Origin of the sequence: Exiguobacterium indicum HHS 31 (assembly GCF_001939065.1) — a bacterium.
Lineage (GTDB): Bacteria > Bacillota > Bacilli > Exiguobacteriales > Exiguobacteriaceae > Exiguobacterium_A > Exiguobacterium_A indicum.
The window spans coordinates 1-19,171 of record NZ_MPSZ01000011.1 but is presented as its reverse complement, the minus strand read 5'-3'; the positions used below and the strand labels follow the sequence as shown (position 1 = coordinate 19,171).

Genomic DNA, 19,171 nt, shown 5'->3' with positions numbered 1-19,171 from the left:
TACAAGGAGGTGCTCTAACGATGCATGTCAAAAAAGGTGATAAAGTTCAGGTTATGACTGGTAAAGACAAAGGCAAACAAGGCGTTGTCCTTACAGCTATGCCTAAAAAAGATCGCGTAATCGTCGAAGGCGTTAACATGATCAAAAAACACTCAAAACCTTCTCAACTCAACCCGCAAGGCGGAATTGTCGAGAAAGAAGCACCGATTCACGTATCGAACGTTATGCTCATCGACCCTAAGACAGGTAACCCAACACGCGTTGGTTTCACTGTGGTTGACGGCAAGAAAGTACGTATCGCTAAAAAATCGGGCGAAGCTTTAGATAAATAAGAAGATTTAAAGAAAGGAGGTCCACTTTCTGATGAACCGTTTAAAAGCTAAATACCAAGACGAAATCGTCAAAGTAATGATGGAGAAATTCAATTACAGTTCTGTAATGCAAGCGCCGAAAGTCGATAAAATCGTAATCAACATGGGTGTTGGTGACGCTGTTACGAACTCTAAGGCACTTGACATGGCAGTTGAAGAGCTTCAGCTCCTCACTGGTCAGAAACCACTCATCACGAAAGCTAAGAAATCAATCGCTGGTTTCAAACTTCGTGAAGGTATGCCAATCGGTGCGAAGGTTACACTTCGTGGCGAGCGCATGTACGAATTCCTCGACAAGTTGATCAACGTGTCACTTCCACGTGTACGTGACTTCCGTGGCGTATCGAAAAAATCTTTCGATGGCCGTGGTAACTACACGCTAGGCGTGAAGGAACAATTGATCTTCCCAGAGATCGACTACGATCGCGTATCGAAAGTCCGTGGTATGGACATCGTTATCGTAACTACTGCTAACACGGATGAAGAGTCACGTGAGCTTCTCACTGCACTCGGCATGCCATTCCAAAAATAAGGGAGGTCGACAACATGGCTAAGAAATCAATGATCGCACGTGAAGTAAAACGCCAAGCACTCGTTGAGCGCTACGCTGAAAAACGCGCAGAATTGAAAGCACAAGGCGACTACATCGGCTTGAGCAAACTCCCACGTAACTCTTCAGCGGTTCGTTTACACAACCGTTGTAGTATCACTGGCCGTCCACACGGTTACATTGGTAAATTCGGTATCAGCCGTATTAAGTTCCGTGATCTTGCTCATAAAGGTCAAATCCCTGGTGTTAAAAAAGCAAGCTGGTAATTCATTAAAGTTGTGAAAGGAGGTACATCGCATGGTTATGACAGATCCGATTGCAGATATGCTTACACGCATTCGTAATGCAAACATGGTTCGCCATGAGAAGTTGGAAATGCCAGCTTCTACAATCAAACGTGAAGTCGCTGAAATCCTCAAACGTGAAGGTTTCATCCGCGATGTTGAATATCTCGAGGACAGCAAACAAGGTACGCTCCGCGTATTCCTTAAATACGGCGCAAGCAACGAGCGCGTTATCACTGGACTCAAACGTATCTCGAAACCAGGTCTTCGCGTTTACGCGAAAGCTGATGAAATCCCGAAAGTACTCGGTGGTCTCGGAATCGCTATCGTTTCAACATCTAAAGGTGTAATGACTGATAAAGAAGCTCGCCAACAAAAAGTCGGCGGCGAAGTGATCGCATACATCTGGTAATACACGCATAAAAAGAACGGAGGTGTCTTAAATGTCACGTATTGGTAAAAAGCCAGTCGTCATCCCAGCAGGCGTTACAGTAACAGTTGAAAACAACACGGTTACGGTAAAAGGTCCTAAAGGGGAACTCTCACGCGAGTTCAGCCCAGCTATGGCGATCAACGTAGAAGGTAATGAATTGACTGTCACTCGTCCGAACGACGAGAAAGCAAGCCGTACGATCCACGGAACGACTCGTGCGCTTATCGCGAACATGGTCGAAGGTGTAAGCAACGGTTTCGCTAAGACACTCGATATCCAAGGTGTTGGTTACCGTGCACAAAAGCAAGGTAACAAAATCGTACTCAACCTCGGTTACTCACACCCAATCGAGTACACTCCGGAACAAGGCATCGAAGTCGAAGTTCCTACGAATACGCAACTCATCGTTCGCGGAATCAGCAAAGAACGTGTTGGTCACGTCGCTGCATTGATCCGTTCGTACCGTCAACCTGAGCCGTACAAAGGTAAAGGTATTCGCTACAGTGATGAAGTCGTTCGTCGTAAAGAAGGTAAAACAGGTAAGTAATTCGCGAATGCGAATTGACCGGAAAGGAGTGGCATAAATGATCTCAAAGGCAGATAAAAACGCTACGCGTAAAAAACGTCATGGTCGTGTCCGTCGTACAATCATCGGGACTGCAACACGTCCACGTATGAACGTATTCCGTTCGAACAAGAACATTTACGTACAAGTCATTGACGATGCAACACATGCAACACTCGCATCTGCATCATCACTCGACCTTGAAAAAGGCAACACGACTGACGCTGCGGCAGCAGTTGGTAAGCTCGCAGCTGAGCGCGCTCTTGAAAAAGGTATCGAAACAGTCGTTTTCGACCGTGGAGGATATCTCTATCATGGACGTATCAAAGCTGTAGCTGAAGCAGCTCGTGAAGCTGGTCTCAAATTCTAATAGAAAAGGAGGGAACCTCTACATGCGCCAGTTAGAAATTAACATGGATCAACTCGAAGAACGCGTTGTTACCGTAAACCGCGTCGCGAAAGTAGTAAAAGGTGGCCGTCGCTTCCGTTTTGCTGCCCTCGTCGTCGTTGGTGACAAGAATGGTCACGTAGGTTTCGGTACGGGTAAAGCTCAGGAAGTGCCTGAAGCGATCCGTAAAGCAATCGAAGATGCTAAGAAAAACATGGTTAACGTTCCAATCGTTAACACAACAATTCCACACGAAGTCAACGGTGTATTCGGTGCAGGTCACGTCTTCTTGAAGCCTGCTTCTGAAGGTACTGGAGTCATCGCTGGTGGTCCAGTTCGTGCGGTTCTCGAATTAGCGGGAATCAACGACATTCTTTCAAAATCACTTGGATCAAGCACTCCAATCAACATGGTTCGTGCGACTGTCGAAGGTCTCACATCACTCAAACGTGCTGAAGAAGTTGCGAAACTCCGCGGTAAAACCGTCGAAGAACTTCGCGGTTAAGAAAGGGAGGGAAAACAGATGGCGAAACTCGCAGTTACCCTCACACGCAGCATGATCGGTCGTCCGGAGAACCAACGCGTTACTACTCGTACGCTTGGTCTCCGTAAGATGCACCAGACTGTTGTCGTACCTGACAACGCTGCTATGCGTGGGATGATTAACCACGTGTCACACTTAGTGACAGTAAAAGAAATTCAAGAGTAATAGTTCGATATAATTTTATGAGGAGGTGCCCCACTATGAAACTCCATGAATTGAAACCAGCTGCTGGTTCACGTTCAGAACGCAACCGTGTAGGTCGCGGTATGTCTTCTGGTAACGGTAAGACTTCTGGCCGTGGTCACAAAGGTCAAAAAGCTCGTTCAGGCGGTGGTGTTCGTCCAGGTTTCGAAGGTGGACAAAACCCACTTTACCGTCGTTTACCAAAACGCGGCTTCAACAACCCAACTCGTAAAGAGTTCGCGGTCATTAACCTTGACACACTCAACCGTTTTGAAGAAGGAACTGAAGTCACTCCAGAACTTCTTGTCGAGACTCGTGCAGTCAAAGGCATGAAAGACGGCGTGAAAATTCTTTCTAACGGTAAGATCGAAAAGAAACTAACAGTCAAAGCTCATAAGTTCTCCGACGCTGCGAAGCAAGCAATCGAAGCTGCCGGCGGTACGGTTGAGGTGATCTAATGTTTCAAGCGATCTCCAATATGTGGCGCGTAGCTGACATTCGTCGGCGCATTCTCTTTACCTTGGCATTGGTTATCGTGTTCCGGATCGGAGCACATATCCCGGTGCCGATGGTAAACACGGAAGTGTTCAAGATTGACCAGAATGGTATTCTTGGTTTCTTGAACTCGTTCGGCGGGAATGCTTTGCAGAATTTCTCACTCTTTGCGATGGGAATCATGCCGTATATCACGGCCTCGATCGTTGTCCAACTCTTACAGATGGACGTTGTTCCAAAGTTTGCCGAATGGGCAAAACAAGGAGAGGCGGGCCGTAAGAAGTTAGCAACGGTAACGCGCTATGGAACGATCGTACTCGGCTTAGTCCAAGCGTTTGGAATCGCGCTTGGATTTAACCGTATCTACCCAGGTCTTGTCGACGAACAGTTCGGCACCTGGACATACGTTATGATTGCACTCGTATTGACAGCGGGAACAGCATTCTTGATGTTCATCGGTGAACTCATCACGGAGAAGGGCATTGGTAACGGGATATCAATGATCATCTTCGCTGGGATCGTCGCGGGCTTCCCGAATGCATTCCGCCAGATTTACGAAACGAAGCTCCAAAATGCAGGGGATGCTTTGTTTGTAAACGTGCTTTATATCGTACTCTTGCTTTTAATCATCATCGCGGTCATCGTCGGAGTCATCTATGTTCAGCAAGCTGCACGTAAGATTCCGATTCAGTACGCTAAGCGTACGGTGAACCGGACACCAGTTGGCGGTCAATCGGCACACTTGCCGATCAAATTGAACGCTGCCGGTGTTATTCCAGTCATCTTCGCGGTGTCGTTCATGGTGACGCCACCAACGATTGCGAGTTTCTTTGCAAGTCCGGAGACGGCAACGAAGATCCGTGACATTTTCGACTATACGAGTCCAATCGGTATGTCGATCTATGTGGCACTGATCATCGCGTTCTCGTACTTCTATACATTCGTTCAGGTTAACCCGGAACAAATGGCAGAGAACCTTCAAAAACAAGGCGGATACATTCCTGGTATTCGTCCTGGTAAGCAAACGGAGCAGTACATCACGAAGATTCTATACCGTCTGACATTCTTCGGTTCACTCTTCCTCGCTGTCATCGCGGTGACGCCGACATTCTTTATTAAGTTTGCTGGCTTACCGAACTCGGTGCAGATTGGTGGAACAAGCTTGTTGATCGTCATCGGTGTAGGACTAGAGACGATGAAACAGATTGAAAGTCAATTGGTTAAACGACACTACAAAGGCTTTATCCGATAAGGCGGGAGGAAGGGGACCATCCCTTTCCTTTCTGTTGTGTCTATAGAGCTATAGAAGTGGAGGCTACCGACATGAATCTAGTATTGATGGGTTTGCCGGGTGCTGGTAAAGGAACGCAGGCTGCGAAAATCATCGAAGACTATGCGATTCCCCACATCTCGACAGGCGACATGTTCCGCGCGGCGATCAAAGATTCAACGCCACTCGGACAAGAAGCGAAATCATACATGGATAAAGGGGAACTCGTTCCGGACGAAGTCACAATCGGCATCGTACGTGAGCGTCTCGCCAAAGAAGACTGTGCAAATGGTTTTCTCCTTGACGGTTTCCCACGCACAGTGAAACAAGCAGATGCTCTTGAAGCATTACTTGAAGATCTGGGCAAACAAATTGATCACGTCATCCACATCGGTGTAGACCCGGAGAAACTTGTCCCTCGTTTGACAGGTCGCCGGATTTGCCCAACTTGCGGAGCAACGTATCATGTTCTCTACAACCCACCAAAAGTGGAGGGGATCTGTGATATCGACGGATCAGCACTTGTACAACGTGAAGATGACCAAGAGGAGACAGTACGTCGTCGCTTGGAAGTCAACGTCGCTCAAGCGCAACCTTTGATTGACTTTTACGCAGAAAAAGGGTATCTTCGTAATTTGGACGGTGATCGTCCAATCAACGATGTATATTCCGATGTTCAGGCACTCCTTGGTGATCAGTAATGATCATCACGAAAGCGCCGCGTGAAATCGACATCATGCGTAAAGCAGGACAAATCGTCGCCCGGACGCATAAGGAGCTTCAAGCTCACATTCGCCCAGGTATCACGACGGGGCAACTCGACGCGATCGCTGAACGCTATATTCGAAGTCAAGGGGCAACACCATCGTTTAAAGGGTATAATGGTTTCACGGGTAGCATCTGTGCTTCCGTGAACGAAGAGCTTGTCCATGGTATTCCGGGAGATCGTGTACTTCAGGACGGTGACATCATCTCGATTGACATCGGAGCAGAGTACAATGGGTATCACGGAGATTCAGCCTGGACATATCCGGTAGGTACAATCTCTGAAGAGACGAAGCGGTTACTTGACGTAACTGAAGAATCTCTGTATAAAGGATTGGAGCGCGCCAAAGCTGGCGTGCACCTGACAGATATTTCGCATGCGATTCAGTCACATGTTGAAGCTGCGAATTTTTCTGTAGTCCGCGAATATGTGGGCCACGGCGTGGGACAAAATTTGCATGAAGATCCGCAAATTCCACATTATGGACCACCGGGGAAAGGGCCGCGCCTGAAAACCGGCATGACACTGGCAATTGAGCCAATGGTCAACGTCGGGAAACGCTATGTTCGCACACTATCCGACAATTGGACGGTAGTGACGGTGGACGGTAGCATGTGCGCCCACTTTGAGCACACCATCGCCATCACAGACGACGGCTACGAGATCTTAACGGTCGATGCAGAGTGAGCTGTGCGCGTTATTGGTGTCACCTTTCTATAAGCCAGTATCCACTCGTGTTTGTGACCGATGATCTCTCAATGGCTCTTGTAGAAAGCCCCTAGCGCTACAAATCGTCTGGGCTCCCAATCAACTTTATAGAGAAAGGGGTATAATTGATGGCGAAACAAGATGTAATCGAAGTGGAAGGTACGGTTATCGAGCCGCTTCCAAACGCGATGTTTAAGGTGGAGTTAGAAAACGGCCACACGGTCCTCGCGCACGTCTCAGGAAAAATTCGGATGCACTTCATTCGGATCTTGCCAGGAGATAAAGTAACGGTTGAGTTGTCACCATACGACTTGACTCGCGGACGGATCACATACCGTTTCAAATAAAAACTCCGATTTTTTCAGGAGGAGGTATTCACAATGAAAGTAAGACCTTCGGTTAAACCGATCTGTGAAAAATGTAAAGTTATCCGCCGTAAAGGCAAAGTAATGGTTATTTGCGAAAACCCTAAGCATAAACAAAAACAAGGGTAATTAAACAAGGAGGTGCACACATGGCACGTATTGCTGGTGTAGATATTCCACGTGAGAAACGCATCGTCATCTCACTCACTTACATCTATGGTGTTGGTAAAACGACTGCTCAAAAAGTCTTGAAAGAAACTGGTATCTCTGAAGATACTCGTACTCGCGACTTGACTGAGGAACAATTGAACCAACTTCGTGATGGTTTAGACAAAATCAAAGTTGAGGGTGACCTTCGTCGTGAAATCTCACTCAACATCAAACGTTTGATCGAAATCGGTTGCTACCGTGGTGTTCGTCACCGTCGTGGTCTTCCAGTTCGTGGTCAAAACACTAAAAACAACTCGCGTACTCGTAAAGGCCCACGCCGTACAGTAGCGAACAAGAAGAAGTAAGGGAGGGTAAACTAAGATGGCAAAACGCAAACAGAACGTTCGTAGTAAACGTAAAGTCAAAAAGAATATTGAATCTGGTATCGTGCATATCCGTTCAACATTCAACAACACGATCGTTACGATCACTGATATGCAAGGGAATGCAATCTCTTGGGCAACTGCAGGTAACATGGGCTTCAAAGGCTCACGTAAATCGACTCCTTTCGCTGCACAAATGGCATCTGAAACAGCTGCTAAAACAGCAATGGATAACGGTATGCGTACTGTAGAAGTTAACGTTAAAGGTCCTGGTGCAGGTCGTGAAGCAGCTATCCGTGCTCTTCAAGCGATCGGTCTCGAAGTTACTGCAATCCGTGACGTTACTCCAGTACCACACAACGGTTGCCGCCCTCCAAAACGTCGTCGCGTGTAACCCGTCTTGTACTGCAGAGCGGGGATTCGAGTAGACTTTTGTTGATCGTTTGACCAAGCAAGGCAGTAGAAACGTGCACAAGGCGGTTGGCGATTGAACGCGATGGCCAACATGACGATATTCAAGGAGGGGTTCAGATGATCGAAATCGAAAAACCGAAGATTGAAACGATCGAGTTAAGCGAGAATGCTACGTTTGGTAAATTCGTAGTTGAGCCGCTTGAGCGTGGATTCGGTACAACGCTTGGTAACTCATTGCGTCGTATCCTATTGTCTTCACTTCCGGGTGCTGCAGTCACTGCAGTCCAAATCGATGGCGTTCTTCATGAGTTCTCGACGATTGATGGCGTTGTAGAAGACGTTACCCAAATCATCTTGAACCTTAAGAAACTCGCCCTCAAAGTGTACTCGGAAGAAGAGAAAACGCTTGAGATCGATATTCAAGGCGCTGGTGTTGTCACTGCTGCGAACATTACGCATGACAGCGACGTCGAAATCCTCAACCCAGAACTTCACATCGCAACGCTTGCAGAAGGTGCATCACTTCATATGCGTCTGACAGCACGCCGTGGTCGTGGGTATGTTCAGGCTGAAGATAACAAACGGGACGATATGCCAATCGGTGTCATCCCAATCGACTCGATTTACACGCCAATTCAACGTGTAAATTATCAAGTTGAAAAAACACGTGTCGGTCAAGATGCGAGCTTCGATAAGTTGACGCTAGATGTTTGGACGGACGGTTCAATCCGCCCTGAAGAAGCAGTGTCACTCGGTGCGAAAATCATGACAGAACACTTAAACATCTTTGTTGGTCTTACGGACGAAGCGCTCCATGCTGAAATCATGGTCGAAAAGGAAGAAGATCAAAAAGAAAAAGTACTCGAAATGACGATCGAAGAACTCGATCTCTCAGTTCGTTCGTACAACTGTTTGAAACGCGCTGGTATCAACACGGTTCAAGAACTCGCGAACAAGAGCGAAGACGAGATGATGAAAGTCCGTAACCTCGGACGTAAATCACTCGAGGAAGTTCAAGCGAAACTCGACGAACTCGGACTAGGCTTGCGCAAAGAAGACTAATACTATTAATTGCACGAAGGAGGGAATCCATCCATGGCATACTCGAAATTAGGCCGTACAAGCTCACAACGTAAGGCACTTTTGCGTGACCTTGCGACTGATCTCATCATCAATGAGCGTATCCAAACTACAGAACAAAAAGCGAAGGAACTTCGTCCAGTCGTAGAGAAACTCATCACTTTAGGTAAACGCGGTGATCTCCACGCTCGTCGTCAAGTTGCATCGTTCGTTCGCCGTGAAGCTGCTGGTCAAAACGCAGAGGGCAAAGCACAAGACGCGATCCAAAAGTTATTCGCTGATGTGGCTCCACGTTTTGCTGAGCGTCAAGGTGGTTACACACGCATCATGAAAATGGGACCACGTCGTGGTGACGGCGCAGAAATGGTCATCATCGAACTCGTTTAATCCTCATTAAATGATTCGCCATAAAAGGGCAGTGCGTATCCCGCTTCTGCCCTTTTGCTACAAAATGAAAGTATTGATTTGATGAAGGAGGAGAGATCATGGACAAGCTGATTGAACTGGAACAGGTCACCTATCGGTATCCGGAACAGGAGCAAGCAGCCCTACACGAGGTCTCTCTGACGATTCGTTCAGGTGAATGGGTCGCCATCGTTGGTCACAATGGCTCTGGAAAATCAACGCTGACGAAATTGTTTAATGGATTGTTGTTACCGGAGACAGGGACCGTTACGGTTGCTGAGCGCTTTTCAAGTGCGAATCCGGAACAACTGTGGGAGATGCGTCGAGCGATCGGCATCGTCTTCCAAAATCCAGATAATCAATTCGTTGGCACGACCGTGCGCGACGACGTGGCATTTGCTCTAGAAAACTGGGGTGTGCCACGCGAGGAAATGGTTCGTCGTATCGACGACAGTCTAGCGCGCGTTGGCCTTACGGATTTTGTTGATCGGGAACCCCATCAACTATCCGGCGGACAGAAGCAGCGTGTCGCAATCGCTTCGGCGCTTGCGATGCGCCCTGATGTTCTCGTGCTTGATGAAGCCACATCGATGCTTGATCCATTAGCACGACAAGAGGTCATGTCGACCGTTCAGGAACTCCATGCGACTCACCCAATGGCGGTCATCGCGATTACACACGAATTAGACGAAGTATTACGGGCTAGTCGTGTCATCGTCATGGATGCCGGGAAAATCGTATTAGAAGGATCCCCTCAGGAAGTCTTTCGTCATGCATCGTTCTTAGAAGACATCGGACTCGATGTTCCATTCGTTGTTCGGGTACAAGAACGTTTACGGGCGCAAGGTCTCTCACTCGAGGAGACGATACTAGATGAAAGAGAATTGGTGAACCGTTTATGCCAATCTTAATCCAGGAATTAAATTATACGTATCAACTCAATAGTCCGTTCGAACGAGTCGCGCTGCGTGATGTGAATCTTGAGATTCCGTCAGGGGCGCTTGTTGCGTTTGTAGGGCACACCGGATCCGGGAAATCGACGCTCGTGCAACACATCAATGGGTTGCTCAAGCCGACAGCGGGGAAGGTACAAGTCGATGACATCATCGTCGAACCGAAGAAAAAACAAGATCTCAAGCCATTAAGACGTCGCGTCGGGCTTGTTTTTCAATATCCGGAATATCAATTGTTCGAAGAGACGGTCTTAAAAGATGTCATGTTCGGTCCGATGAACTTCGGTCATGACGCCGCGACCGCTGAGCAATTAGCGAAAGAGGCATTACGGACTGTCGGACTCGATGAAGTCTTTTGGAGTCGTTCGCCGTTTGACCTGTCTGGTGGGCAAATGAGGCGTGTTGCAATTGCCGGCGTACTCGCTAGTCAACCAGACGTGTTGATCGTCGATGAGCCGACGGCAGGACTCGATCCGCAAGGACGCAAGCATATGCTGAGTCTATTTGCCCGGCTCCATGCAGAGACCGGTATGACGTTGCTCCTGATCACGCACGACATGGATCAGGTGCTTGAGTATGCCGAGCGCGTCATCGTCATGGAAAACGCTCAGGTGGCGTTTGACGGGCTACCGCTTGACCTGTTTAAAGAAGAGACATTGCTCGAGCAATTCCACCTCGATCTTCCGCACGTCTTATCGCTTGCTTGGCAAGTTGCTGATCGGCGTGGATTGCAACGACCGGACATCCGGACGGAGACCGAGTTGATCGAGTGGTTGATGACGAAAGGGGTGAGCGAATGATCGTCGGACAACATATTCCCGGTCAGTCGTACTTGCACCGGTCGTCGGCACTCGCGAAGATCATCTTTGCTTTCTGCTTCATTCCGCTCGTCTTTCTCGCGAACAACGCAGCAACAAATATTTTTTTACTTGTCTTTACGTTCTTAGCACTCATGAGTAGTCGCTTACCGCTTCGTTATGTTCTAAAAGGACTGCGACCGATTTTATTCCTGATCGTCTTTACGTTCGTCATCCAGCTATTCTTCACGCGCGAAGGGGCTGTACTCTTTGAGTTCGGCTGGCTTCGGATCTACGAAGAAGGACTGCGACTCGCGATCATCGTCTCATTACGTTTCTTCTATCTCGTCTCGATCACGACACTCGTCACGCTGACGACTTCACCGATCGAATTGACAGATGCGATTGAATTATTGTTGAAGCCGTTTAAGGTCGTTCGTGTTCCGACGCATGAGATTGCTTTAATGTTATCGATCTCGCTTCGCTTCTTACCAACCTTAGCGGAAGAGACAGAGAAAATCATGAAGGCACAGCAAGCACGTGGGGTTGATTTATCGGCAGGACCGATCAAGGAGCGCTTACGGGCAATCATTCCGTTATTGATTCCCTTGTTCATCTCCGCCTTTAAGCGGGCAGAGGATCTTGCGATAGCGATGGAAGCGCGGGGATACCGTGGAGGAGAGGGACGGACACGTCTACGGGAGTCCAAGTGGACGATGCGGGATACGGGTCTAATGATCCTACTCGTCCTCCTGACGATCAGTTTAGTAGGATTGCGAGGGATCGGGTAATGCGTCGTTTAAAATGTACGATTCAATATGACGGGACCGGCTACGCCGGGTATCAGGTACAACCAAACGGATTGACGATTCAAGAAGTGATTGAAACGACGCTTGCGCGGATGCACAAACATCCCGTCAAGATCATTGGCTCGGGACGGACGGATGCGAGAGTGCATGCCTACGGGCAAGTCATTCATTTTGATACGGAACTAGCAATTCCCCCGGAAAACGTCGTTAAGGCACTGAATACGCTCTTACCAGCGGATATTCGTGTCCGGAGCTGCGAAGAGGTCGAACCGACCTTTGAAGCGCGTTACGACGTCGTAGGGAAGGAATACCGTTATTTCGTCCGCCGCGAAGAAAATGCGTTTCGTCGGAATCTATCGGTTCATATCCCGTATCCGCTCGATCTCGAGCGCATCCGTCAAGGGATGGCCCATCTCGTCGGGACGCACGACTTCAGTTCGTTCTGTGTTGCGAAGACGGAAACGGATAACCGGGTCCGGACGATTTACGAGGCAGAGTTGATGACGATCGGTGACGAACTCGTCTTTCGGTTCCAGGGCAGTGGGTTTCTCTATAATCAAATCCGGATCATGGTCGGGACATTACTTGACGTCGGACGCGGTCGTTTTGCACCAGAGGACATTAAAAAAATGTTGCTGGCAAAGGACCGGAACGTCGCAGGCGTGACGGCGCCTCCTCATGGACTCTATCTATGGGAAGTTTTCTATCCGGAGTGAAAAAAGGCAATTGACATTGGCTATTAAAAAACATACAATGTTTATTGGCATTTCATTTATTATGAAACCACAATCTTAGCCCCGTACACCTAAGATTATGATAGATTCACCTAGTGAATAAATGAAAAATCAAAAACAGAACTTTTAATTCCTTAGGAGGTATTTTACATGCGCACAACTTTCATGGCGAAAGCTACTGATGTAGAACGCAAATGGCTCCTTATCGACGCTGAAGGTAAAACACTCGGTCGCCTTGCGAGCGAAGTTTCATCACTTCTCCGTGGTAAGCACAAGCCTACGTTCACACCACACGTTGACTGTGGGGATAACGTTATCCTCATCAACGTTGAGAAAATCGTTTTAACTGGTAACAAACTCGACAAAAAAGTCTACTACCGTCACTCTGGTCATCCAGGCGGCTTAAAGCAGACTGTTGCACGCGATATGCTTGCTAACAAACCTGAGCGCATGCTTGAACTCGCGATCAAAGGGATGCTTCCAAAAGGTAGCCTCGGTCGTCAAATGTTCAACAAACTCCACGTCTACGCTGGAGCTGCACACAAGCACGAAGCACAACAACCAGAAGTTTACGAACTTCGCGGTTAATACGAATTTAGGAGGAACTACACGATGGCAGATGTACGTTACTACGGCACTGGTCGCCGGAAACACGCGGCAGCGCGCGTTTTCCTCGTTGCTGGAGACGGTAAAGTCACAGTTAACGGTCGCGATATCAGCGAATACTTCGGTTATGAGACATTGATCATGACTGCAAAAGAACCACTCGTAATCACAGAAACAGAAGGCAAGTACGATGTAATCGTAACGGTCAAAGGCGGCGGCTTCACTGGTCAAGCAGGCGCTATCCGTCACGGTATCTCACGTGCTCTTCTTCAAGCGGATCCAGAATTCCGCGGCGCACTCAAAGCGAAAGGCTTCTTGACTCGTGATGCTCGTATGAAAGAGCGTAAAAAATACGGTCTTAAAGCAGCTCGTCGTGCACCACAATTCTCGAAACGTTAATTCTTTTCGAATCCCTCTCACCCTTGTGGTGGGAGGTTTTTTTTGTCATTTATGCTTTCAATTCAGTGTATTATAAGATAAACTTTATATATGGAAAATAATTACACGGGGGATAGGTATGCATACAATTAAAGACATTATGTTGATTCAAGATCTATTCAAGATGAATATATCTACTTTAAAAGACATTGCTACAGATCTTGATATCGATGATACTACCTTAAATAAACATGAACTTGTAATGAGAATTTATCTTGAAAAAAATCGTTTTAATTTAGAAACCATTTCTAAAATTGAAAATAGAATTTTGTCTACTAAAGCAACTGCTGTTTCTTGGTATAAATTAGATTCTGGACTTACTACTGATGAGTTTCGTCAACTAATTCGACAATCTAGTTCGTTTGATCCTTTTACAGAAACGAATCCTATTCAAGAAAATGATGTCACGACCATACCAGAACTGCTTTTCGGATCGACCGGTCTCTCAGCTAATGGAACGTTTCTAAGGTATATTTATAAAAGTGGAGTTAGATATGAACCCACTACGACCACTATAAAAACTGCTACTAAAACCGCTATCGCTACTGTTTATTTTGATTCAGATAAGGGGATTCTAGAAATACGTGGTGATACAAGAAAAGCACCTGAAGTGGTAAGGAAGGTAGCTCATTCGTTAAGATTACAAATTACGATGGAACCAATAAAGACTCCTTTTGAACAAGAGATGGGAACTATAGCTGATCAGTTAAATGGTCAATTAACTGAAGCTACTTCCAAACCGGAACTTTACTTTAAGGACTTTAGTGAAGATGAAATGGTGTCAGTTGTAAATGTATTAAAAGCTTTAGATGAATATATGCAAACTAAAGATACTACAATTTTAGAAACCCATTTACAAAACGCAAGTGATTCCTTTATGCAAGGAGAGGCTATAGTGCCTTTTGCTAATTTAGTGCTGTCTGGAATGGAAACAGTAGGTATGGCTGGAAGTAGTGAAATAAGATCACTTCCTCTATTCAGCTATCTAAATCCGTATTTGCAACATCAAGGTGGATTCATTAAGTTTCCCTACGTAATCGAAAATGTGGAAGACACTTTTACTATACGAATAGGCATAAATTCTAAAAGTGTAGTATTTGTTTCGCAAGTAACGGAGGACGTTATTGACTTTGTAAGGTCGCGTGTTATTATTTAATTGAATTTATTTAAATATAGGGGAGGTGCTCAAATGGCAAAAGCTTATGAAATTAGGGATACTATCAATCTATATATTGAAACTCTAGCTATTAACAGGGTAGATAGATTTTATCCTTCTGCATTAGCTAAGCATTTGAGTATCTCATCTGCTGAGGCGTTTAATCATTTATCAGAGAGATCTGGTCCAGAAGATGAACTTCATCTAATTTGGGAATTAAGATGTCCAAATTGTTCTAGAACTCTTGATTTAACTAAAGATAAACAATCGCTAAAAGAATACGATTGTAACTGTGGAGAAGAATTTGAATTGAATGCTTCCGATTTTTTCCCGGTTTTTAAAATCGATTCAGAGTATAAAGAATATGTATTAGCTCATGTAAAAAAAAAGTTGTGTGAGAAAGAGTCTAGTGTGACTAAATTAGATAACCAATCTAGTTTAGAGATTAATAGTGGATCTCCTGAGTCTTTAGTAGATATTTTTCCGATAGAAGTAAGTATATCTGAGAATGCGGCAGCAAAAATTAAAGCTCAATCAGCTCCTTGTATTATTCAACAATTCTTTCAAATCACTCAAAATAATATGGGGGATGGAACTATGGATCAAAGAATTATTAAAGGAAGTTTTAATGACTCAAACTTTAGTGGGAACAGTGCCATTCAGGCTGATAATGTGGTTCAATCACAGAATGTTATTCAAAATGAAACTGAAGAGGCCTTTAAAGAGCTATTTAACGAAATAAATAAAATTCAAGATCAAGCAAAAAAAGAACAAGCAGAATATAATGCTGAAGAACTTAGAGAAGCTATTGAGAAAGAAGATACTTCAAAGGCTAAAAGGCTTCTTGGGTTCTTAAAAAGCTCTCTTGGAACTGTAGCCTCTTTAGCGACTATAGCTAAATTTTTAAATATTAGCTTATAAAGTGTAATAAATTACATCGTCGTGCACCACAATTCTCGAAACGTTAATTCTTTTCGAATCCCTCTCACCCTTGTGGTGGGAGGTTTTTTTGTGCATTGAAAAACCGCTCTCCTGACGAAGTGTCAGAACAGCGATTCAAGTCAAGACGACGGAGTGGAGCGTAATCGGTGCAATATCGTCAGAAGAAGATAGAGGATGACGATCGTCAGCGGGATGCTCCAAACAAAGAGAGATTGTATGAATTGGGTAGGTGTATGTGTCGTCGCTTGACCGACATGTCCCGTAAAAGAGGTTTCTTCACTCAAGACGGTTGCATTGTCCGGTAACTCCGTCTCGGTAGCGACAGTCGGTTGCAGCGTCAGATACAGGACGAAGCTAAGATGTAAGAGACAGGTGACGCCAAGTGTCCAAATGATGCGTTTTTTCATAGGATGCTCCTTTTGATATGAGTTAAAATCATTCTGCATTCCATAAGTATAGCGGATTTTGTTTTCGGGAACAGGAGACAAAGGGAGTGAGCATAGATGGCATTATCGATCAACTGGTTACTCGAGCGAGCGAATCGGAAGTTGAATGCTTCGGGACTGTCGCGAGAAGTCGCCAAACGGACGCAAGAGGTCATCCGGGAGATGCATGCGCAAGGGATTTATGTAGGCGTCGCACAAGGGTACCGATCCATCGCAGAACAGAATCGGTTGTACGCACAGGGACGGACACTACCGGGACCAATCGTAACGAATGCACGTGGGGGACAATCGAATCATAACCGTGGCATTGCCGTCGACCTCTTTCAATATTCCAAAGACGGTACACAAGCGCTGTTTCGAAACGACCAAAGCTTTCAAAAGATTGTTGCTGCGATGAAACGACGTGGATTTTCTTGGGGTGGGGACTGGACGAGCTTTAAGGATTATCCACACTTTGAATTACTAGGAGTGTCTGAAGAAACGACGAATCGCTCTCGTGCGATCGTTCCGTATCCAGGTCGTCCGTTGTATCAAAGGGCAGCCAATATGAATCCGCGGGATATCGAACGGATCCAACGTGCAGTCAAAGCAACCGTGACTCGGCGCTTTGATGCAGAGACGGCTCAGAAGGTGCGTGCCTATCAAACACGTCAAGGACTTGCCGTTGATGGTGTCGTGGGTCCTCGTACATGGAACCGAATGTTCTAAAACGAGCGAATGATCGAGTAAAATGATGAAAACCGACACTGGACATGGAAAAGTCATCCTTTCCGGTGTCGAAATGTGCAAGCGCTCTCTTATTTTTGTTATACTAATAAGGATTAAATCGAACGTTTTCAGGGGGAAGGCACTATGTTGAATGAACAAGAAATTCGCGAGGTAGTCGGAACGCTCGTCGATCCGACGATTGACCGCCCGCTTGCAGATACGAACGGCATTCGTGACGTCCGGATTAAAGGTGATTATGTCAGTCTGAAAATCGCTTTAGCTCAATCTGGTTCTGGGGAGCAACTCGTGCTCCAACAGCAAATCGTCAAGGAACTGAAAGAAAAAGGATTCAAGACAGTGGGACTCCGTTTTGAGGCACTCGGTGATCACGGAATTCAAGCAGCTACGACACCATCAATTCTCAAACCAGAATCTGGTACGACGTTCATCGCGATCGCTTCTGGTAAAGGGGGCGTCGGGAAATCAACGGTTTCCGTTAACTTAGCAGTCGCCCTCGCACGAGCAGGGAAGAAAGTCGGGTTGATTGATGCCGATATCTACGGCTTTAGTGTTCCAGACATGATGGGAATCGAAACACGTCCGACTGTCGTGAACGACCGAATCGTTCCACCAGAACGCTTTGGCGTTAAAGTCATCTCAATGGGCTTCTTCGTCGAAGATAATGCACCAGTCATCTGGCGGGGACCAATGCTCGGGAAGATGCTCAACAACTTCTTCGCAGACGTCGAATGGGGCGATCTCGATTACTTGTTGCTTGATCTTCCACCGGGGACAGGAGATGTCGCACTCGACATTCATTCGATGCTCCCGAGCTGTCAGGAAGTCATCGTCACGACACCTCACGCGACAGCCGCTTTCGTTGCAGCACGAGCAGGAGCAATGGCAATCAAAACGAACCATCGTCTCCTCGGAATCGTCGAGAACATGGCGTACTTTGAAAGCAAAGTGACAGGCGAAAAAGAATATGTCTTCGGTAGTGGGGGCGGAGAGAGGTTGTCAGAAGCGTTAAAAACCGATATTCTAGCTAAGATTCCACTTGGACAACCATATGCGAACGATGCGGACTTCGCCCCATCGATCTATCGCGATGATCATCCATTTGAGACGTACTATAATGAACTCGCCACGCGTGTCATCGAAAAAGTAGAGGGATAAGAATGAAGATTAAAGGATTTTTGAAGCTGTTTTGGATGACGCTCCTAATCGGAACGCTCGCCGGCTTCGTGTTTAACTTGGTAGCAGAACCTGGATATATCCGAAATCAATCGATTAGCGGATATGTGACGGCTCTCTCCTACAGTAGTACGTGGACAGCCATCAGTTTGATGGGATTCTTCTCGTACTTGATCTTACACCGCGTCGGACTCGATTTATTCCGCGGCGCAAAGCTTTGGAACCGTGTCCAGGTCGTCTTGATCGCATTTGCACTATTTGATGGTGTCTATCTACGCGGATTAGCATACGGCTTTGATAAGACGAGCCTTTATATTGGTGAGATGGTCGTCTTGCTTTTAATTGCATTCTTAGTCGCGCGGACGAAAGCACGGGAAACGAACTTTACAGCGTTCATTCCAACATTGTTCCTCATGACAGTCATCACGTTGATCGAATGGGTACCTGCTTTGCAGGCAACACAAGATAAGCGGATGTTATGGGCGGCGCTTGCGACACTTTTAATCTGTAATGCGTATCAGATTCTAATGCTGCATCGCTTGCAAGAAAAGCCGGCTTCTCAAGGACAATCGCAAAAACAGGCGTAACGAAAAAGACCCGCGAACGGGTAGTGTTTTACCGGTTCAAGCGGGTCTATCTTTTTTCTAAAGTTTTTTTAGAAAAACAGTTGACGAAAAAAACAAGAGTTGATATATTAATACATGTCGCTGAGGCACACGCCAAACGCGAGCGTCACAGACGAAAAAAACTTCAAAAAAGTAATTGACATCACATATTACTTTACTGTAAGATTTAAAAGTCGTCAAATGACATATTGGACTTTGAAAACTGAACGATGAGGCAAAAAACGTATTCTACGGAATACAAAAACGAATGAAGCGCAAGCTTCGTCAATCGTGACTTCGGTCACACAACGAGCAAGTCAAACACTTCATGGAGAGTTTGATCCTGGCTCAGGACGAACGCTGGCGGCGTGCCTAATACATGCAAGTCGAGCGCAGGAAACTGACGGAACTCTTCGGAGGGAAGGCAGT

The 19,171-nt window shown here is 46.4% G+C and carries 30 protein-coding genes and 1 rRNA gene; 30 read left to right on the top strand and 1 reads right to left on the bottom strand.

What is annotated here, in order from left to right:
• Positions 1-20: 20 nt before the first annotated feature.
• The 26 genes from rplX (at position 21) to N179_RS15280 (ending at position 15,768) form a co-directional block, all read left to right on the top strand.
• Complete coding sequence (gene rplX / locus N179_RS15405) at positions 21-332, top strand: 50S ribosomal protein L24 (protein ID WP_012369020.1); 312 nt, start codon at positions 21-23, stop codon at positions 330-332.
• A gap of 31 nt (positions 333-363) precedes the next feature.
• Positions 364-903 carry a 50S ribosomal protein L5 gene (gene rplE, locus N179_RS15400; RefSeq protein ID WP_023466635.1) on the top strand — a complete coding sequence of 180 codons (540 nt, stop codon included), beginning with the start codon at positions 364-366 and terminating at the stop codon, positions 901-903.
• A 14-nt stretch (positions 904-917) separates the two neighbouring features.
• Entirely contained in the window at positions 918-1,187 is a 270-nt protein-coding gene (rpsN, locus tag N179_RS15395; protein WP_023466636.1) for a 30S ribosomal protein S14, read from the top strand.
• A gap of 31 nt (positions 1,188-1,218) precedes the next feature.
• Positions 1,219-1,617, top strand: a complete 399-nt coding sequence (rpsH, locus tag N179_RS15390) for a 30S ribosomal protein S8 (RefSeq protein ID WP_012369023.1) — start codon at positions 1,219-1,221, stop codon at positions 1,615-1,617.
• Between the two features lie 31 nt (positions 1,618-1,648).
• On the top strand, positions 1,649-2,185 hold the full coding sequence (rplF, locus tag N179_RS15385; RefSeq protein WP_023466637.1) for a 50S ribosomal protein L6: 537 nt from the start codon (positions 1,649-1,651) through the stop codon (positions 2,183-2,185).
• A 37-nt stretch (positions 2,186-2,222) separates the two neighbouring features.
• On the top strand, positions 2,223-2,573 hold the full coding sequence (gene rplR / locus N179_RS15380) for a 50S ribosomal protein L18 (protein WP_023466638.1): 351 nt from the start codon (positions 2,223-2,225) through the stop codon (positions 2,571-2,573).
• A gap of 22 nt (positions 2,574-2,595) precedes the next feature.
• The gene (rpsE, locus tag N179_RS15375) at positions 2,596-3,096 is read left to right on the top strand and encodes a 30S ribosomal protein S5 (protein WP_023466639.1); all 501 of its coding nucleotides are present in this window, start codon (positions 2,596-2,598) and stop codon (positions 3,094-3,096) included.
• 18 nt (positions 3,097-3,114) lie between these two features.
• Entirely contained in the window at positions 3,115-3,300 is a 186-nt protein-coding gene (gene rpmD / locus N179_RS15370) for a 50S ribosomal protein L30 (RefSeq protein WP_023466640.1), read from the top strand.
• A gap of 35 nt (positions 3,301-3,335) precedes the next feature.
• A complete protein-coding gene (rplO, locus tag N179_RS15365) occupies positions 3,336-3,776 on the top strand; it encodes a 50S ribosomal protein L15 (RefSeq protein WP_035399353.1) in 441 nt (146 codons plus the stop codon).
• On the top strand, positions 3,776-5,065 hold the full coding sequence (gene secY / locus N179_RS15360; RefSeq protein ID WP_023466642.1) for a preprotein translocase subunit SecY: 1,290 nt from the start codon (positions 3,776-3,778) through the stop codon (positions 5,063-5,065). The genes rplO and secY overlap by 1 nt, the downstream gene beginning before the upstream one ends.
• A gap of 71 nt (positions 5,066-5,136) precedes the next feature.
• On the top strand, positions 5,137-5,784 hold the full coding sequence (locus N179_RS15355; protein ID WP_023466643.1) for an adenylate kinase: 648 nt from the start codon (positions 5,137-5,139) through the stop codon (positions 5,782-5,784).
• Complete coding sequence (gene map, locus N179_RS15350) at positions 5,784-6,536, top strand: type I methionyl aminopeptidase (RefSeq protein WP_023466644.1); 753 nt, start codon at positions 5,784-5,786, stop codon at positions 6,534-6,536. The genes N179_RS15355 and map overlap by 1 nt, the downstream gene beginning before the upstream one ends.
• A 149-nt stretch (positions 6,537-6,685) precedes the next feature.
• Positions 6,686-6,904 carry a translation initiation factor IF-1 gene (gene infA / locus N179_RS15345; protein ID WP_012369032.1) on the top strand — a complete coding sequence of 73 codons (219 nt, stop codon included), beginning with the start codon at positions 6,686-6,688 and terminating at the stop codon, positions 6,902-6,904.
• 33 nt (positions 6,905-6,937) lie between these two features.
• Positions 6,938-7,051 carry a 50S ribosomal protein L36 gene (gene rpmJ / locus N179_RS15340; RefSeq protein WP_003156543.1) on the top strand — a complete coding sequence of 38 codons (114 nt, stop codon included), beginning with the start codon at positions 6,938-6,940 and terminating at the stop codon, positions 7,049-7,051.
• A gap of 20 nt (positions 7,052-7,071) precedes the next feature.
• A complete protein-coding gene (gene rpsM / locus N179_RS15335) occupies positions 7,072-7,437 on the top strand; it encodes a 30S ribosomal protein S13 (protein WP_023466646.1) in 366 nt (121 codons plus the stop codon).
• 16 nt (positions 7,438-7,453) lie between these two features.
• Complete coding sequence (gene rpsK, locus N179_RS15330) at positions 7,454-7,849, top strand: 30S ribosomal protein S11 (RefSeq protein ID WP_023466647.1); 396 nt, start codon at positions 7,454-7,456, stop codon at positions 7,847-7,849.
• A gap of 137 nt (positions 7,850-7,986) precedes the next feature.
• Positions 7,987-8,931, top strand: a complete 945-nt coding sequence (locus N179_RS15325; protein WP_023466648.1) for a DNA-directed RNA polymerase subunit alpha — start codon at positions 7,987-7,989, stop codon at positions 8,929-8,931.
• A 33-nt stretch (positions 8,932-8,964) separates the two neighbouring features.
• Entirely contained in the window at positions 8,965-9,336 is a 372-nt protein-coding gene (rplQ, locus tag N179_RS15320; protein WP_023466649.1) for a 50S ribosomal protein L17, read from the top strand.
• Between the two features lie 98 nt (positions 9,337-9,434).
• Complete coding sequence (locus N179_RS15315) at positions 9,435-10,265, top strand: energy-coupling factor ABC transporter ATP-binding protein (RefSeq protein ID WP_029343095.1); 831 nt, start codon at positions 9,435-9,437, stop codon at positions 10,263-10,265.
• The gene (locus N179_RS15310) at positions 10,253-11,107 is read left to right on the top strand and encodes an energy-coupling factor transporter ATPase (RefSeq protein ID WP_055966768.1); all 855 of its coding nucleotides are present in this window, start codon (positions 10,253-10,255) and stop codon (positions 11,105-11,107) included. The genes N179_RS15315 and N179_RS15310 overlap by 13 nt, the downstream gene beginning before the upstream one ends.
• Positions 11,104-11,895, top strand: a complete 792-nt coding sequence (locus N179_RS15305; RefSeq protein ID WP_023466652.1) for an energy-coupling factor transporter transmembrane component T family protein — start codon at positions 11,104-11,106, stop codon at positions 11,893-11,895. The genes N179_RS15310 and N179_RS15305 overlap by 4 nt, the downstream gene beginning before the upstream one ends.
• Positions 11,895-12,629, top strand: a complete 735-nt coding sequence (gene truA, locus N179_RS15300) for a tRNA pseudouridine(38-40) synthase TruA (RefSeq protein WP_023466653.1) — start codon at positions 11,895-11,897, stop codon at positions 12,627-12,629. The genes N179_RS15305 and truA overlap by 1 nt, the downstream gene beginning before the upstream one ends.
• 168 nt (positions 12,630-12,797) lie before the next feature.
• Entirely contained in the window at positions 12,798-13,235 is a 438-nt protein-coding gene (rplM, locus tag N179_RS15295; RefSeq protein WP_023466654.1) for a 50S ribosomal protein L13, read from the top strand.
• Between the two features lie 24 nt (positions 13,236-13,259).
• Positions 13,260-13,652, top strand: a complete 393-nt coding sequence (rpsI, locus tag N179_RS15290; RefSeq protein ID WP_023466655.1) for a 30S ribosomal protein S9 — start codon at positions 13,260-13,262, stop codon at positions 13,650-13,652.
• 118 nt (positions 13,653-13,770) lie between these two features.
• Positions 13,771-14,847 carry a hypothetical protein gene (locus tag N179_RS15285; RefSeq protein ID WP_035413171.1) on the top strand — a complete coding sequence of 359 codons (1,077 nt, stop codon included), beginning with the start codon at positions 13,771-13,773 and terminating at the stop codon, positions 14,845-14,847.
• Positions 14,848-14,880: 33 nt separating this feature from the next.
• Positions 14,881-15,768, top strand: a complete 888-nt coding sequence (locus N179_RS15280; protein ID WP_035413174.1) for a hypothetical protein — start codon at positions 14,881-14,883, stop codon at positions 15,766-15,768.
• Positions 15,769-15,908: 140 nt separating this feature from the next.
• On the opposite strand, the gene N179_RS15275 is transcribed toward N179_RS15280, so the two are convergent.
• Positions 15,909-16,196, bottom strand: a complete 288-nt coding sequence (locus N179_RS15275) for a hypothetical protein (RefSeq protein WP_035399342.1) — start codon at positions 16,194-16,196, stop codon at positions 15,909-15,911.
• Positions 16,197-16,292: 96 nt separating this feature from the next.
• On the opposite strand from N179_RS15275, the gene N179_RS15270 reads away from it, so the two are divergent.
• The 4 genes from N179_RS15270 to N179_RS15255 form a co-directional block, all read left to right on the top strand.
• The gene (locus N179_RS15270) at positions 16,293-16,943 is read left to right on the top strand and encodes a M15 family metallopeptidase (protein WP_075643134.1); all 651 of its coding nucleotides are present in this window, start codon (positions 16,293-16,295) and stop codon (positions 16,941-16,943) included.
• A 144-nt stretch (positions 16,944-17,087) separates the two neighbouring features.
• Complete coding sequence (locus N179_RS15265; RefSeq protein WP_035413182.1) at positions 17,088-18,119, top strand: Mrp/NBP35 family ATP-binding protein; 1,032 nt, start codon at positions 17,088-17,090, stop codon at positions 18,117-18,119.
• 2 nt (positions 18,120-18,121) lie between these two features.
• Positions 18,122-18,724 carry a KinB-signaling pathway activation protein gene (locus N179_RS15260; protein WP_058266102.1) on the top strand — a complete coding sequence of 201 codons (603 nt, stop codon included), beginning with the start codon at positions 18,122-18,124 and terminating at the stop codon, positions 18,722-18,724.
• 343 nt (positions 18,725-19,067) lie between these two features.
• A 16S ribosomal RNA gene (locus N179_RS15255) occupies positions 19,068-19,171 on the top strand; the annotation flags it as partial.

What these genes read in the sequence shown, in the direction of transcription:
- N179_RS15310 (WP_055966768.1), top strand. Translation starts at nt 10,253, where the DNA reads ATGCCAATCTTAATCCAGGAATTAAATTATACGTATCAACTCAATAGT.
- rpmJ (WP_003156543.1), top strand. Translation starts at nt 6,938, where the DNA reads ATGAAAGTAAGACCTTCGGTTAAACCGATCTGTGAAAAATGTAAAGTT.
- truA (WP_023466653.1), top strand. Translation starts at nt 11,895, where the DNA reads ATGCGTCGTTTAAAATGTACGATTCAATATGACGGGACCGGCTACGCC.
- N179_RS15355 (WP_023466643.1), top strand. Translation starts at nt 5,137, where the DNA reads ATGAATCTAGTATTGATGGGTTTGCCGGGTGCTGGTAAAGGAACGCAG.
- N179_RS15325 (WP_023466648.1), top strand. Translation starts at nt 7,987, where the DNA reads ATGATCGAAATCGAAAAACCGAAGATTGAAACGATCGAGTTAAGCGAG.
- rplX (WP_012369020.1), top strand. Translation starts at nt 21, where the DNA reads ATGCATGTCAAAAAAGGTGATAAAGTTCAGGTTATGACTGGTAAAGAC.
- rpsI (WP_023466655.1), top strand. Translation starts at nt 13,260, where the DNA reads ATGGCAGATGTACGTTACTACGGCACTGGTCGCCGGAAACACGCGGCA.
- rpmD (WP_023466640.1), top strand. Translation starts at nt 3,115, where the DNA reads ATGGCGAAACTCGCAGTTACCCTCACACGCAGCATGATCGGTCGTCCG.
- N179_RS15285 (WP_035413171.1), top strand. Translation starts at nt 13,771, where the DNA reads ATGCATACAATTAAAGACATTATGTTGATTCAAGATCTATTCAAGATG.
- rpsE (WP_023466639.1), top strand. Translation starts at nt 2,596, where the DNA reads ATGCGCCAGTTAGAAATTAACATGGATCAACTCGAAGAACGCGTTGTT.
- N179_RS15315 (WP_029343095.1), top strand. Translation starts at nt 9,435, where the DNA reads ATGGACAAGCTGATTGAACTGGAACAGGTCACCTATCGGTATCCGGAA.
- N179_RS15260 (WP_058266102.1), top strand. Translation starts at nt 18,122, where the DNA reads ATGAAGATTAAAGGATTTTTGAAGCTGTTTTGGATGACGCTCCTAATC.
- N179_RS15280 (WP_035413174.1), top strand. Translation starts at nt 14,881, where the DNA reads ATGGCAAAAGCTTATGAAATTAGGGATACTATCAATCTATATATTGAA.
- N179_RS15305 (WP_023466652.1), top strand. Translation starts at nt 11,104, where the DNA reads ATGATCGTCGGACAACATATTCCCGGTCAGTCGTACTTGCACCGGTCG.
- rplQ (WP_023466649.1), top strand. Translation starts at nt 8,965, where the DNA reads ATGGCATACTCGAAATTAGGCCGTACAAGCTCACAACGTAAGGCACTT.
- rplE (WP_023466635.1), top strand. Translation starts at nt 364, where the DNA reads ATGAACCGTTTAAAAGCTAAATACCAAGACGAAATCGTCAAAGTAATG.
- infA (WP_012369032.1), top strand. Translation starts at nt 6,686, where the DNA reads ATGGCGAAACAAGATGTAATCGAAGTGGAAGGTACGGTTATCGAGCCG.
- rpsH (WP_012369023.1), top strand. Translation starts at nt 1,219, where the DNA reads ATGGTTATGACAGATCCGATTGCAGATATGCTTACACGCATTCGTAAT.
- N179_RS15265 (WP_035413182.1), top strand. Translation starts at nt 17,088, where the DNA reads ATGTTGAATGAACAAGAAATTCGCGAGGTAGTCGGAACGCTCGTCGAT.
- rplF (WP_023466637.1), top strand. Translation starts at nt 1,649, where the DNA reads ATGTCACGTATTGGTAAAAAGCCAGTCGTCATCCCAGCAGGCGTTACA.
- rpsK (WP_023466647.1), top strand. Translation starts at nt 7,454, where the DNA reads ATGGCAAAACGCAAACAGAACGTTCGTAGTAAACGTAAAGTCAAAAAG.
- map (WP_023466644.1), top strand. Translation starts at nt 5,784, where the DNA reads ATGATCATCACGAAAGCGCCGCGTGAAATCGACATCATGCGTAAAGCA.
- rpsN (WP_023466636.1), top strand. Translation starts at nt 918, where the DNA reads ATGGCTAAGAAATCAATGATCGCACGTGAAGTAAAACGCCAAGCACTC.
- rplR (WP_023466638.1), top strand. Translation starts at nt 2,223, where the DNA reads ATGATCTCAAAGGCAGATAAAAACGCTACGCGTAAAAAACGTCATGGT.
- N179_RS15270 (WP_075643134.1), top strand. Translation starts at nt 16,293, where the DNA reads ATGGCATTATCGATCAACTGGTTACTCGAGCGAGCGAATCGGAAGTTG.
- rplO (WP_035399353.1), top strand. Translation starts at nt 3,336, where the DNA reads ATGAAACTCCATGAATTGAAACCAGCTGCTGGTTCACGTTCAGAACGC.
- rpsM (WP_023466646.1), top strand. Translation starts at nt 7,072, where the DNA reads ATGGCACGTATTGCTGGTGTAGATATTCCACGTGAGAAACGCATCGTC.
- N179_RS15275 (WP_035399342.1), bottom strand. Translation starts at nt 16,196, where the DNA reads ATGAAAAAACGCATCATTTGGACACTTGGCGTCACCTGTCTCTTACAT.
- rplM (WP_023466654.1), top strand. Translation starts at nt 12,798, where the DNA reads ATGCGCACAACTTTCATGGCGAAAGCTACTGATGTAGAACGCAAATGG.
- secY (WP_023466642.1), top strand. Translation starts at nt 3,776, where the DNA reads ATGTTTCAAGCGATCTCCAATATGTGGCGCGTAGCTGACATTCGTCGG.